The organism is Corynebacterium kalidii (genome assembly GCF_022869005.1).
In the GTDB taxonomy this organism is placed as follows: domain Bacteria; phylum Actinomycetota; class Actinomycetes; order Mycobacteriales; family Mycobacteriaceae; genus Corynebacterium; species Corynebacterium kalidii.
Map to the genome: position 1 here is coordinate 167,668 of NZ_JALIEA010000011.1, position 12,049 is coordinate 179,716.

Genomic DNA, 12,049 nt, shown 5'->3' on the forward strand with positions numbered 1-12,049 from the left:
CAGGTTGTCCGGACGGTACATCCCCGGGGTCGTGGCCCCGGGGCGGGTAGTATTGTCCCGCGTACCTGTCCCCGCGTCACTTCCGAGAGCTGGCCCCCATGTCCGTCACCACCGGTCCCCGCACCGCACGCCGTCGTCGTGACAGCCGCCCTGACGCACCCGCCGTCCGCGGCGCCCTCCGTGTGTGCGGCCTCGCCGTCGCCGGAGCCGGTCTGCTCGTCGCCTCCGCGTGTTCCGCCCCGGGGGACTCCACGGGGTCCGGCACGTCCGTCGGGACGGTCACCGTCTTCGCTGCGGCGTCGCTGAACAACGCCGGGGACGACCTGGCCGCGGCCTTCGCCGAGGACAACGACGGCGCGTCGGTGGAGTTCAACTTCGCCGGGTCCTCCGCGCTGGTCCGGCAGATCGGCCAGGGGGCGCAGGCCGACGTGCTCATCAGCGCCGACGAGGAGAACATGGACGCCGCCCTGGACCTGCGGGCGTTCGAGGGTGCCGAACCGGAGACCGTCGCCACCAACCACCTGGTGCTGGCGACCGCGCCGGGGAACCCTGCGGGTTTCGACTCTCCCGACGACCTGTCCACCACCGCGGACTTCCGGCTCGCCGTCTGTGCCGACGGCGTGCCCTGCGGCACCCTCGCCAACGACTACCTCGACCGCCGTGAGGCCGACGGGCACAGGCTGGGCCCGTCGACCGTGTCCGAGGAGGCGAATGTCTCCGACGTCTCCACGAAACTGGCCACGGGTGAGGCGGATGTCGGCTTCATCTACTCCACGGACGCGGAGGCGCTGCAGAAGAACTCCGCCGACGGCGCCGTGGAGGTCTTCGACCTCGACGGTGTCGAGCCCAACACCTACCCTGCGGCCCTGTCCACCGACGGGGATGACAATGACACCGCCGTCGCGTTCCTCCGGTGGCTGACGTCCGACCGCGCCCGTGACATCCTGGCGTCCTACGGTTTCGGTGCAGCGTAAACCCGTCACCGCCGTCCCCGCGGCCCTCGCGTGCATCGCGCTGGTCGCGGTGGTGCTGCTGGCCGGGCCACTGGTCGCCCTGCTGCTGAACATCCCCTGGGAGCGGGCGGTGGAGCTCGTCACCGCCCCGGCGGCGGTGCAGTCGCTGACGCTGTCGTTGGTCACCGCGTCAGTGGCCACGGTCCTGTGCATCGTCCTCGGCCTGCCGTTGTCGGTGTGGCTGGCGGAGCTCACGCGCCGGCACCCGGGTAGGGGGGAGGTCGTCCAACTGGTCGTCTACGCGCCGCTGGTGCTCTCCCCGGTGGTCTCGGGCCTGGCCCTGGTGTTCTTCTGGGGGCGGCGGGGTCTGGTCGGCGGCTGGCTCGGGGACCTCGGTGTCCATGTCGCCTACACCTCCCTCGCCGTGGTCGTGGTGCAGGTGTTCGTCTCCCTGCCGTTCTTCGTGTCCACCACGGTCACCGCGCTGCGCGGTATCCCGGTGGCGCTGTCCGAGGCCGCCGCGTTGGACGGTGCGTCGCGCTGGCAGACGGTCCGTCGTGTGCTCGTCCCCGTGGCCTGGCCGGGCATCGCCGCCGGAACCGTGCTGAGTTTCGCCCGGGCGTTGTCGGAGTACGGGGCGACGCTCACTTTCGCCGGTAACGTCGCCGGGCAGACCCGGACCATCCCGCTGCTCGTCGAACTCGGCCTCAGCGCCAACGACATGGACCGTGCATTGGGCGCATGCATCCTGCTCATCGGCATCTACGTGTTCGTCGTCGGTGGCGTCGTCCTGGTGCGTCGGACGCAGCGGTAGGACCCGAACCATCGTTCGGTGATGCCGTACGGATATATTTTCCTGAAAGGTATAACCTGACACTCCCGTTCAGGTAGGTTCTCAACCATGCTGCTGTCGCAACTCGCCTACTTCGAGGCCCTCGCCCGGGAGGAACACTTCGGCCGTGCCGCGGAATCCTGCTACGTGTCCACCTCGACCCTGTCCGAGGCCATCCGCAAGCTCGAGGCCGAGGTGGGTTTCCCGCTGGTCAACCGAGGGAAGTCGACCTACCGCGGACTCACCGCGGAGGGGCGCCTCGTCCTCGACTACGCCCAACGGATCAACGCCGACCAGCGCTCGCTGGAGCAGGACCTCGCCCACCGGCGGGGCAACCTGGACGCCACGCTCCGCTTCGGGGCGATCCCGTCGGCCGCCGACCGTGCCGCGGAGGTCCTGGGCCGCCTCGTCGACGCCAACCCGTCGGTCCACGTCGAGCTCGTCGCCAACCTCACCAGCGAGGACATCGTCTCCCGGGTGCTCGACCACGAACTCGACGCCGGCGTCATCCACCCCGCAGCCGCCGGCGGACACACCCGTGCCGGGCGCCAGGGTGCCGTCCGGCTCACCGCGCTGGGCTCGGTGTCCTTCAGCGTCGTCGGCCGCAGGGAGACGATGGACCGCTTCGACGGCCATGTCACCGGCGCCGACCTGGAGCAGCTGCCCGTCGCCCTGCTGGGGCGCGACATGCTCGCCAGGACCGGATTCGACCGCGCCATGGCGGAGGCCGGGGCATCGGTGATCCCCGCGGTGGAGACCACGTCCATCAGTGCGTTGCGCGCCCTGGCGGCGACGGGCCACTGGGTGTCGGTGGTCCCGTCCTCCGGCGTCGAGTCCGGGGACCTCGTCTCCCTGCCGTTGAGCACACCGACGGTCGAGATGGACGTGGCGCTGGTGCGGCTCGACACGCGTCCACGGTCGATGCTGATCGGTGCCCTCGACGAGGCGGCGGGCGCGTGAGCGCGCGGAAGGGGCTGACAACCCTGAGCCGGCTGACAGTGCTGAGCTGGCTGAGGGGACTGGTCACCCCGACGCAGCCCCGGATGCCGTGGGGTGGGCTCCTCGTGTCGTCGGTCGCCGTGACCGTGGCCGTGGCACTGCTCAGCGGGCTCAGCGAGCTGTCCGGCCACCCCTTCTTCGTGGCGAGTCTCGGGGCGACCTGCGTCCTGCTGTTCATCCTGCCGGCGGCCCCGTTGTCCCAGCCCCTGAACGTCGTCGGCGGTTACCTCCTGTCGACGGCGACGTCGATCATCCTGTTCTCCTACCTGCCGTCGGACTGGTGGTCGCTGGCCCTGGCGACCGGCGCGGTGTCGCTGCTGATGACCGGCCTCCGGGTGCTCCACCCGCCGGCCGCGACGATGCCCGTACTGGTGACCGCCGGTGGGGAATCCTGGCACTACCTGCTCGAACCCGTGCTCGTCAGCGCGCTCGCCGTCGCGGTGCTGGGCATCGTCTACCGCGCGGTGGTCGACGACCGCGTCTGGGGGAGATGACGGCACCCCTCCGGCCGCCGTCCCACCGCCCGCCGTCGCGGCAGATCGTTCAGAGACGGATGTAACGCACGGGGTCCCCGGGGGAGAGCCCGTCGGACGGGACGACCGCCAGGGCGTCGGCCACCGCGTATCCGCTGAGCATGTGGGAGTGGGCGCCGGGCACCGGGGTGAGTCCGTCGCCGTCCACCCGGGTGGGCAGCAGCCGCACCCGGTCGCGGCGCAGCGGGCCGACGGCGTCCGTCGTCGTCCCGCGCCCCAGGTCCGCGGCCCCGGTGGCGCCACGGCCGGACAGCACCGCGACCGCCGGGGCGACGAAGGAGTGCAGCGCGGCATGCGCGGCGAAAGGATTCCCCGGCACGCCGAAGACCAGCTGGCCGGAGCGCCGGACGATCAGCGTCGGATGCCCGGGCTGGCAGGCGATCTCGTCGGCGAGGACCTCGTCGGCGACGCGGGTGATGAAACGGCGCGCGAAGTCCTGGCCGGATCGGCCCGAACCGCCGGTCATGACGACCAGGTCGGCGTCCTGCACGTCCGGGCACCGCAGCCAGTCCTCGACCGCCACCGGGTCGTCCGGGACCCGGTCGGCGCGGACGACCTCGGCACCCCAGCCGGACAACAACGCCGGGAAGGACACCCCGAAGGCGTCGCGGACCTCACCGGGCGCGGGGACACCGTGGGTGACGACCTCGTTGCCGGTGAACGCGCACGCCACCCGCGGAGGGGCCACGAGGTCGACACCGTCGACACCGCAGAGGGCGAGCATCGCGCAGTGCCCGGGGCCCAGCACCACACCGGCGTCGACCAGGGTCTCGCCGGCCGCCCACTCCTGACCGGCCGGGCGGATGTCCCGTCCGTCGCCGGGGTAGTCGGCCGTGAGGGACGGCCCGGCCCCGTCGGTAGCGTCGGTGTCGTCGGTGCCGCTGACCTGGCTGTTCTCCGAACGCACCACCGCCGTCGTCCCCTCCGGCAGCAGGGACCCGGTCAGCACCGGCAGCGCCTGGCCGACGTCCAGCGCGCCGCCGGTGTTGTGCACGTTCCGTCCGCGTGCCCCGGTCACCGGCAGGGCGAGCAACTCCCACGGCCCAGGGCCGTTCACCGCGAAGCCGTCCATCGCCGAGGACGTGTAGTGCGGCACGTCCACCGGGGCGCTCACCGGTGCGGCGGTCACGTCGCCGGGGACGGGGGAGCGGTGCACGGTGCGGGGCGGTGTGCCGGGCGTGCGGCAGGCGTCGAGGACCCGGGCGCGGGCCGCGTCCCAGGTCACCGGTGTGTGGGTCATGATGTCCTTCCGTAGCCGTGGGTCACGGCGTCGTCCCAGGTGTCGATGTCCGCGGCGGACGGCAGCGCCGTCTCCCGCAGGTCCAGCCGGCGCAGCAGCGCCATGACCGGGGCATCGGTGAAGTCCCTGCCGTCGACCGCCGCGCGGAGGGCACCGGAGCGCACCACGCTGAGCAGCGGCTGCATCCGCCCGTCGACGGTGCCGACGCATCCGGTGGGCTCCTCCAGCGCGGCCGCCAGCAGCACCTCCACCGACTCCGCCGGGTCCACCAGGTCGGCGGCGAGCAGGAGGACGAGGTCGGTGTCGGCGACCGTCCGGCTGCCCTGCAACGCCGCGACCCCCGCGGCGAGGGCCGCCGCAGGTCCCGCCAGGGGCGGGTCCTCCTGCGTCACCACGACGTCGGCGGGCAGCCCCGGCAGGTCCAGCGGTGGTGCGACCACGACACGGCCGACGCAGGACGCCGTGGCGTCGAGCACCCGGTCGATCAGCCGTCGCCCGTCCGGTCCCGGGAGCAACGGCTTGCGGGGCAGGTCCGCCACCGCGTCCTCCGGTGCCGACGCCGCCAGACGCGAGCCGGCACCACCGGCGACGATAACGGCATGGACGGTATGGACGGTGCGGCCGGTGTGGTCGGCCATCTACCCTCCCGCGAACGGCGGCAGGACGTCGACACGTCCCACCCCGTCCAGGGAGGCCGTCGCCGCGTCCGGCCGGGTGACCGTCCGCCCGTCGACGAGGAAGCTGCACCGGTCGAAGATCCCGGCCAACGTCATCCCCCCGGCGGTCGCCCCGGTGTGGCGTCTGCCGAGGTCGTCGAGGAGGTCGGCGAGGGTGCCGTCGGCGGGGACCTCCTCGCCCGCGGTACCGCGGGCCGCCCGGGCGGCGGCGAAGTATCGGATCTCAACCATGCCTCCCAGTCTAGCGGGAACGGCGGGTAAGCTGGGTGGTCATGGAAGACGACCTCGCCCACCGCACCAACCTCACCCACGTCCGCGAGGACGGCTCGGCCCACATGGTCGACGTCACCGCGAAGAACGAGACGAGCCGCACCGCCGTCGCCACCGGGAGGGTCCGTACCAGGGCGGACGTGCTCGACATGATCTTCCGGGAGGGGGGCGCCGACCTGCCGAAGGGCGACGCCCTGCCCGTCGCCCGCGTCGCCGGCATCATGGGGGCGAAGAAGACCCCCGAGATCATCCCGCTGTGCCACCCGCTGCCGCTGGGCAAGATCACCGTCGACTTCAGTCGCGAGGACGGCGGTGACGGTGAGGACGGTGGGGACGGGACCGGGGCCGTGCGTATCGAGGCGTCGGTGAAGACCCGAGGCGTCACCGGTGTGGAGATGGAGGCGCTCACCGCGGTGACCAGCGCCGCGTTGACCGTGTACGACATGATCAAGGCCGTCGACAAGCACGCCGTCGTCGACGACGTCCGGGTGCTGGCCAAGTCCGGCGGCAAGTCCGGTGACTGGGACGTGCGGTGAGCCGCGCACACGTCGTCGTCGCCTCCACCCGGGCGGCGTCCGGTGAGTACCGGGACACCACCGGGCCACTGCTGGTCGAGTGGCTGCGCTCACTCGGCCTCGAGGTGCCGGACGCCGCGGTCGTCGCCGACGCCGACGTCACCGGGTACCTCGACGACCTGCTCGGCGGGGACGGGGCACCGCCCCCGGGCGTCGTGGTGACCACCGGCGGCACCGGTATCAGCCCCACCGACACCACCGTCGCCGCCGTACGCCCGCACCTCACCCACGAACTGCCCGGCCTGGTCGAGGCCGTCCGGCGCCGCGGCGTCGACGCCGGCGTGCCCACCGCACTGCTCTCCGGGGGCGTGGCGGGTGTCGCCGGCGACGGCGACCACCGGACGTTCGTGATCACCCTGCCCGGGTCCCGCGGAGGGGTGAAGGACGGTATCGCCGTCCTCGACCCCGTCCTCGGACACCTGCTCAACCAACTGGAAGGCCGTACCGACCATGAGTGAGGACACCACCGACCCCGGCTACGTCGCCGAGCAGACCGGCGTCGTCGTGCACACCGCCGTCTCCGCCGAACCGCTGGAGGCGCACCTCGCCGACGCCAGGGCCGCCACCGCCACCGACGCGATGGGGGCGGTCGTCACCTTCGAAGGCACCGTCCGTGACCACGACGGCGGCGCCGGGGTGACCGCACTGACCTACTCCCACCACCCGAGCGCGCCGGAGACCCTGGCCCGCATCGCCGCCGACACCGTCGCCGAGCACCCCGAGATCCGCCTGTGGGCCGAACACCGTACCGGCGACCTGGCGATCGGCGACCTCGCCTTCCTCGTCGTCGTCGCCGCCGCACACCGCGGCCCCGCCTTCACGGCCGTCGCCGCCTTCGCCGACGCGGTGAAGTCCCAGGTGCCGATCTGGAAGGAACAGGAACTCACCGACGGAACCACGGACTGGGTGGGACTGTGACCGACCTCCACCGCTACCAACGCCAGATCACCCTCGCCGGCTTCGGCCTGGACGGCCAGCGGAGACTCACCGACGCCCACGTCGCCGTCCTCGGCGCCGGCGGCCTCGGCTCGCCCGCCCTGCTGTACCTCGCCGCCGCCGGGGTCGGGGAGGTCACGGTCATCGACGACGACGTGGTGTCGACGTCGAACCTGCACCGCCAGGTGATCCACACCGACGCCGCCGTGGGCTCGCCGAAGACGGCGTCGGCGCGCCGGGAGATGCTGGCACGTAACCCGGACATCACCGTGCACACCGTGTCGTCCCGCCTCACCGCGGAGAACGCCGTCACGCTCCTGCGCGGGGCGGACGTCGTCCTCGACGGCACCGACAACTTCGCCGCCCGCTACGCCTGCTCCCACGCCTGCGCCGTGCTGGGTATCCCGCACGTGTGGGCGTCGATCCTCGGTTTCGACGGGCAGCTCACCGTCTTCGGGATGCCCGCCGGCCCCGTCTACGAGGACGTCTTCCCGACGCCGCCACCGGCCGGCACCGTGCCGTCCTGCTCGGCGGCAGGGGTGCTCGGGCCGGTCGTCGGGGCCATCGGTACCGCGATGGCGCTGGAGGCCGTGAAGGTCGTCACCGGGGTCGGCAGCCCCCTGAGCGGCGAGGTCGGCTACTTCGACGGACTGACCGGCCGGTGGGAGTACATCCCCGTCGTCGCCGACCCGTCCGTGGCCGCGCGCGTACGGCGGGCGCCGACGCCGGTGCCCGGGGAACTGGCCGTCGAACCGTCGGACGAGGGCGTGCCCTTGGAGCCGGTGGTGCAGCCGGTGCAGCCGGTGCCGTCGCTCGAGGACGCCGTGCTCCTCGACGTCCGTGAACCCGACGAATACGCCACCGTGCACATCCCCGGGGCGGTGAACGTGCCGCTGTCACGGCTGCGCGGTACCGCGGCAGGGGTCGCCGAGGCCGCGGAACATGCCGCGGAGGCGACGCGGTCGGGGCGTCCTCTCGTGGTCTACTGCGCCGCCGGGACACGCTCGGCGCAGGCCATCGGGATCCTCGCCGACGCCGGCATCACCGGTGTGGACTACCCCGGGGGCATCAACGCATGGTTGGAACGCCAGTGAACTTCGAGGAGAACTACGCGGATATCGCCTTCGACGAGGCCGTCACCGCCCGGCAGCACGCCCGCGGCGTCGGCAACAGGGTCGACACCTCCGGGGCGTCCGGCGCGGAACTGGACCCACGCGACAGCAAGCTCATCCGGCAGGCCCGCCTGTTCATGATGGCCACCGTCACCGGTACCGGCTGGCCGTACGTCCAGCACAAAGGCGGCCCGGCCGGTTTCGTGAAGGTGTCCTCCACCGCGGCGGGCTCGCGGCTGATGTTCCCGGACTTCGCGGGGAACAGGCAGTTCGTCACCGCCGGGAACCTGGACCGTGACAGCCGCGTCTGCCTCTTCTTCGTCGACTTCGCGACGCGCTCACGGGTGAAGGTCTTCGGCCACGCGCGCACCGTCGAGGCGGACGACGACCCGGCACTGGTCGAGGAACTGCGGGACCTGGGGGACCGGCGCATCACCTCGGCGATCGAACGCGCCGTGATCGTCGACGTCACCGCCTCCGACGCGAACTGCTCCTCCCAGATCACCCCACGGTGGACCCGGGAGGAGGTCGAGGAACGGCTCGACCTGTACCGGGCCGACATCGCCAGGCTGGAGGCCCGGATCGCGGAACTGGAAGGTCGGTGAGCGTCCCGGCCGGGTGAGGCACCCGGTGCGGACCTCCCCGTGGCTCAGGGCGCGAGCTCCCCGGAGTACAGGTTGAAACGGTCACCCCGGGTGAACCCGGTCAACAACAGACCGGACTCCCGCGCCGTCTGCACCGCCAGGGACGTCGCCGCCGACACCGCGACAAGCCCCGAGAACCCCGCCAGCACCGCCTTCTGCACGAGCTCGAAGGACGCCCGACTGCTCATCACCAGGTAGACGGCGGCGTCCGGGTCGGACGGGTCACGCCGGAGCACGTCGCCCGGCAGACGGTCCTCCAGCAGGAGCGCACCGATGACCTTGTCGGCGGCGTTGTGGCGTCCCACGTCCTCACGGATCACCAGCGGACGCCCGTCGGCGGTGAACGCCCCCGCCGCGTGGATGCCACCGGTCTTGCGGAACGCCTTCTGCCCCTCACTGAGCAGCTGCGGCAGGGCGATGACCTGCTGCGGCGTCGGCCGCACCGGGTGCACCGCGTAGCGGCTGCTCTTCATCAGGTCGTCGATGCTGGTCGTCCCGCACACCCCGCACGCGGAGGTGGTCGCCAGGTTCCGGACCGGCAGGTACGCTCGCGCACCGGGGTCGTCGGCACGCGGCACCAGGGCGACGTCGAGGGTGTTGTAGGTGTTGGCGTTGTCGGGACCGACGGCGCCGGCGCAGTAGCGGGCGGTGACGACGTCGTCCGCGGAGGTGATCACGCCCTCGGCGTGGAGCAGTCCGTGGACGAGCTCGATGTCGTCACCGGGGGTGCGCATCGTGGTGGTCAGGTCGGTCCCGTCGACGCGGATCTGCAACGGTTCCTCCACCGCGAGCCGGTCGGCCCGGGTGTCCACCTCGACAGTGCCGACAGTGCCGACAGCGCTGCCGGCACCGCCGGTGCCTGCCGCGCCGTCCGGGGCACCCACCCGCACCTTGGTCACGCGGGCGTTGTCGATCAACCGTCCCATCGGCGCCGCCTACTTCTCCGACGCCGGCATCGGGGGCATGTCCTGCGCGCGGCGCCCCGTGGGCTCCAGGCGGACCGGCGTCGACTTCGACACCGGGGTGTTGGACTCCTCGGCGGTGTGGTCGAGCGGGATCACGACGTTGGCCTCCGGGAAGTAGGTCGTGCAGCCGCCACGGGAGTGGGGGTACTCGACGACCCGGAAGTCCGGTGCCCGGCGCTCACCGTCGGACCAGTCGGAGACGATGTCGACCATGTCCCCGTCCTTCAGGCCCTGCTCGCGGCAGTCGTCGGGGTGCACGAAGACCACGCGGCGGCCGTTACGGACACCCCGGTACCGGTCGTCCATCCCGTAGATCGTGGAATTGTACTGGTCGTGGGAACGCACCGTGTTCATCATCAGCTCGCCCTCGCCCAGCTGCACGGTGTCCGGCGCGTTGACGGTGAGGTGGGCCTTGCCGTCCGGGGTGGTGAACCGGCGCTCGCGGGGACCGTTGGGCAGGTAGAACCCGCCCGGGTGCTCCAGGCGTTCGTTGTAGCGTTCGAAACCGGGGATCGTGGCGGCGATGTGGTCGCGGATCACCGCGTAGTCGTCGATCATCGGCTGCCAGAAATCGTCGCCGAAGGTCTCGCGCCCCACCGAGCAGATGATGTCCATCTCGCTCTTCAGGTTCTCCTTGCGGTTGGCGCGCCGCTTGCCGGTGGAGGCGTGGACCTTGCCCACGGAGTCCTCGACGGTCACGGACTGGCGGCCGGACTTCTGCATGTCGAGGTCGGTCCGGGAGCGGACGGGCAGGATCAGCGACTTCGCCCCGGGCCACGCGTGCGAGCCGTTGGGCTTGGTCGACAGGTGCACGGTCAGGTCGTTGGCGGCCATGCCCTGCTCCGCGACGGAGGTGTCCGACACGACGCGGACCAGGTTTCCGCCCAGGGACATGAAGAACCGGCTCTTGCCGTCGCGCATGGCGCGCACCGCGTCCACCGTGTCGTGGCCGGGTTCGCGCGGGACGGCGAAGCCGAAGTGGTCCTCGATCGAGGCGAGGAAGCTCTCCGGGCAGCGTTCCCAGACACCCATGGTGCGGTTGCCCTGGACATTGGAGTGGCCGCGCAGCGGGGCGGTCCCGGCACCCGGCTTACCGATGTTCCCGGTGAGCAGCAGGGTGTTCATCATCTCCCGGATGGTGGCGACCGAGTTCTTGTGCTGGGTCACACCGAGGGTCCAGGTGATGATCACCGAGTCGGCGCGTTCGATGTCGTCGACGGCGGAGAGGACCTGCGCGCGCGGGATGCCGTGCCCGGCGGCGAGCTCGTCGTCGTCCAGGGACAGCAGGTGGTCGCGGAGATCCTCGAAGCCACTGGTGAACTCGTCGATGAAGTCGTGGTCGACCGCGTCGCGGAGGACCAGCTCCTTGTTGATCGCCAGGAACAGGGCACGGTCGCCGTCCAGGCGGACCTGCAGGTAGTCGTCGGCGAGCTTCTGCTTCATGCCGAGGTAGGTCGACACCGCCTGCGGCTCACGGAACGCCATCAGCCCGGTCTCGGGGATGGGGTTGACGGCGAGGATGCGCCCGCCGTTCTCCTTGCAGCGGGAGAACGCCGTCAACGCCCGCGGGTGGTTGGTGCCCGGGTTCTGGCCGACGGAGATCAGCAGGTCGGTGGTGTGGATGTCGTTCATCGTCACCGACCCCTTGCCCAACCCCACCGTGGCGGCGAGGGCGGAGCCGGTGGACTCGTGGCACATGTTGGAGCAGTCCGGGAGGTTGTTGGTGCCCATCCTCCGCGCGAGCAGCTGGAAGACGTAGGCCGCCTCGTTCGAGGCCTTGCCGGAGGTGTAGAACACGGCCTCGTCCGGTGCGGTCTCCCGCAGCTGGTCGGCGATGATCCCGAAGGCAGTCTCCCAGCTGACCGGACGGTAGTGCCCGTCCCCGGAGTCACGGTCGTAGAGCATCGGCTCGGTGATGCGCCCGACCTTGCCGAGCCAGTGGTCGGTCTTCTCCCGCAGCTGCTCGACGGTGTACGACGCCCAGAAATCCGGGCCGGCCTTCTTCGGCGTCGTCTCCTCGGCGACGGCCTTGGCGCCGTTCTCGCAGAACTCCACGATGTTGAGGTCGGCCTGGTCGGGCTCGGGCCAGGCACAGCCCGGGCAGTCGAAGCCCTTGTGCTTGTTGATCGTCCACAACGACGGGGTCGCGTTGTTCGGCAGCGCGTGCTCCATGGCGTGCAGGACGGCGGGGATACCGGTGGCGACGGTCTCCACCTCGCTGATGTCCGGGTGGTCGTACCGGTTGGCGACCGGGTTCACCTGGGCAGAAGGCTCATTCAGGCTAGTCATGCCGACGATCCTAGTCGTGGAGGG

At 71.5% G+C, this 12,049-nt stretch carries 14 protein-coding genes; 9 read left to right on the forward strand and 5 right to left on the reverse strand.

The genetic code is table 11. From position 1 onward, the window contains the following. Positions 1 to 98: 98 nt before the first annotated feature. The 4 genes from modA to MUN33_RS03910 all read left to right on the forward strand — a co-directional run bounded on the left by modA (position 99) and on the right by MUN33_RS03910 (position 3,278). Positions 99 to 974: a molybdate ABC transporter substrate-binding protein gene (gene modA / locus MUN33_RS03895; protein WP_244803599.1), complete on the forward strand. Its 876-nt coding sequence runs from the start codon at positions 99 to 101 to the stop codon at positions 972 to 974. Then, complete coding sequence (locus MUN33_RS03900; RefSeq protein ID WP_244803600.1) at positions 964 to 1,767, forward strand: ABC transporter permease; 804 nt, start codon at positions 964 to 966, stop codon at positions 1,765 to 1,767. Before modA ends, MUN33_RS03900 begins: the two co-directional genes overlap by 11 nt. Before the next feature lie 87 nt (positions 1,768 to 1,854). Further along, positions 1,855 to 2,745, forward strand: a complete 891-nt coding sequence (locus tag MUN33_RS03905) for a LysR family transcriptional regulator (protein WP_244803601.1) — start codon at positions 1,855 to 1,857, stop codon at positions 2,743 to 2,745. Further along, positions 2,742 to 3,278 (forward strand): HPP family protein, encoded by a 537-nt coding sequence (locus MUN33_RS03910; protein ID WP_244803602.1) that lies wholly within the window; start codon positions 2,742 to 2,744, stop codon positions 3,276 to 3,278. The genes MUN33_RS03905 and MUN33_RS03910 overlap by 4 nt, the downstream gene beginning before the upstream one ends. A 49-nt stretch (positions 3,279 to 3,327) precedes the next feature. On the opposite strand, the gene MUN33_RS03915 is transcribed toward MUN33_RS03910, so the two are convergent. Genes MUN33_RS03915 through MUN33_RS03925 form a run of 3 tightly spaced genes read right to left on the reverse strand, consistent with a single transcriptional unit; the run spans position 3,328 to position 5,465 of the window. After that, a complete protein-coding gene (locus MUN33_RS03915) occupies positions 3,328 to 4,557 on the reverse strand; it encodes a molybdopterin molybdotransferase MoeA (RefSeq protein WP_244803603.1) in 1,230 nt (409 codons plus the stop codon). After that, positions 4,554 to 5,195, reverse strand: coding sequence for an NTP transferase domain-containing protein (locus MUN33_RS03920; RefSeq protein WP_244803604.1), 642 nt, complete (start codon positions 5,193 to 5,195; stop codon positions 4,554 to 4,556). The genes MUN33_RS03915 and MUN33_RS03920 overlap by 4 nt, the downstream gene beginning before the upstream one ends. Beyond that, positions 5,196 to 5,465, reverse strand: a complete 270-nt coding sequence (locus MUN33_RS03925; protein WP_244803605.1) for a MoaD/ThiS family protein — start codon at positions 5,463 to 5,465, stop codon at positions 5,196 to 5,198. A gap of 41 nt (positions 5,466 to 5,506) precedes the next feature. Between MUN33_RS03925 and moaC the strand changes: the two genes are divergently transcribed. Genes moaC through MUN33_RS03950 form a run of 5 tightly spaced genes read left to right on the forward strand, consistent with a single transcriptional unit; the run spans position 5,507 to position 8,732 of the window. After that, entirely contained in the window at positions 5,507 to 6,040 is a 534-nt protein-coding gene (gene moaC, locus MUN33_RS03930) for a cyclic pyranopterin monophosphate synthase MoaC (RefSeq protein WP_244803606.1), read from the forward strand. Then, positions 6,037 to 6,537: a molybdopterin-binding protein gene (locus MUN33_RS03935; RefSeq protein ID WP_244803607.1), complete on the forward strand. Its 501-nt coding sequence runs from the start codon at positions 6,037 to 6,039 to the stop codon at positions 6,535 to 6,537. The genes moaC and MUN33_RS03935 overlap by 4 nt, the downstream gene beginning before the upstream one ends. Then, the gene (locus MUN33_RS03940; RefSeq protein ID WP_244803608.1) at positions 6,530 to 6,997 is read left to right on the forward strand and encodes a molybdenum cofactor biosynthesis protein MoaE; all 468 of its coding nucleotides are present in this window, start codon (positions 6,530 to 6,532) and stop codon (positions 6,995 to 6,997) included. Before MUN33_RS03935 ends, MUN33_RS03940 begins: the two co-directional genes overlap by 8 nt. Then, a complete protein-coding gene (locus MUN33_RS03945) occupies positions 6,994 to 8,109 on the forward strand; it encodes a ThiF family adenylyltransferase (RefSeq protein ID WP_244803609.1) in 1,116 nt (371 codons plus the stop codon). The genes MUN33_RS03940 and MUN33_RS03945 overlap by 4 nt, the downstream gene beginning before the upstream one ends. Then, positions 8,091 to 8,732, forward strand: a complete 642-nt coding sequence (locus MUN33_RS03950; protein WP_244803610.1) for a pyridoxamine 5'-phosphate oxidase family protein — start codon at positions 8,091 to 8,093, stop codon at positions 8,730 to 8,732. Before MUN33_RS03945 ends, MUN33_RS03950 begins: the two co-directional genes overlap by 19 nt. A gap of 44 nt (positions 8,733 to 8,776) precedes the next feature. Here the strand turns inward: MUN33_RS03950 and fdhD are convergent, their stop codons facing one another. Together fdhD and MUN33_RS03960 are read right to left on the reverse strand one after the other, a co-directional pair. Continuing rightward, positions 8,777 to 9,697 (reverse strand): formate dehydrogenase accessory sulfurtransferase FdhD, encoded by a 921-nt coding sequence (gene fdhD / locus MUN33_RS03955; RefSeq protein WP_244803611.1) that lies wholly within the window; start codon positions 9,695 to 9,697, stop codon positions 8,777 to 8,779. A 9-nt stretch (positions 9,698 to 9,706) separates the two neighbouring features. After that, positions 9,707 to 12,025 carry an FdhF/YdeP family oxidoreductase gene (locus tag MUN33_RS03960; RefSeq protein WP_244803612.1) on the reverse strand — a complete coding sequence of 773 codons (2,319 nt, stop codon included), beginning with the start codon at positions 12,023 to 12,025 and terminating at the stop codon, positions 9,707 to 9,709. Positions 12,026 to 12,049: the final 24 nt, after the last annotated feature.

Excerpts from the sequence above, each read along its gene's own strand:
- fdhD (WP_244803611.1), bottom strand. The coding sequence starts at position 9,697 with ATGGGACGGTTGATCGACAACGCCCGCGTGACCAAGGTGCGGGTGGGT.
- MUN33_RS03905 (WP_244803601.1), top strand. The coding sequence starts at position 1,855 with ATGCTGCTGTCGCAACTCGCCTACTTCGAGGCCCTCGCCCGGGAGGAA.
- MUN33_RS03925 (WP_244803605.1), bottom strand. The coding sequence starts at position 5,465 with ATGGTTGAGATCCGATACTTCGCCGCCGCCCGGGCGGCCCGCGGTACC.
- moaC (WP_244803606.1), top strand. The coding sequence starts at position 5,507 with ATGGAAGACGACCTCGCCCACCGCACCAACCTCACCCACGTCCGCGAG.
- modA (WP_244803599.1), top strand. The coding sequence starts at position 99 with ATGTCCGTCACCACCGGTCCCCGCACCGCACGCCGTCGTCGTGACAGC.
- MUN33_RS03960 (WP_244803612.1), bottom strand. The coding sequence starts at position 12,025 with ATGACTAGCCTGAATGAGCCTTCTGCCCAGGTGAACCCGGTCGCCAAC.
- MUN33_RS03950 (WP_244803610.1), top strand. The coding sequence starts at position 8,091 with ATGGTTGGAACGCCAGTGAACTTCGAGGAGAACTACGCGGATATCGCC.
- MUN33_RS03940 (WP_244803608.1), top strand. The coding sequence starts at position 6,530 with ATGAGTGAGGACACCACCGACCCCGGCTACGTCGCCGAGCAGACCGGC.
- MUN33_RS03920 (WP_244803604.1), bottom strand. The coding sequence starts at position 5,195 with ATGGCCGACCACACCGGCCGCACCGTCCATACCGTCCATGCCGTTATC.
- MUN33_RS03915 (WP_244803603.1), bottom strand. The coding sequence starts at position 4,557 with ATGACCCACACACCGGTGACCTGGGACGCGGCCCGCGCCCGGGTCCTC.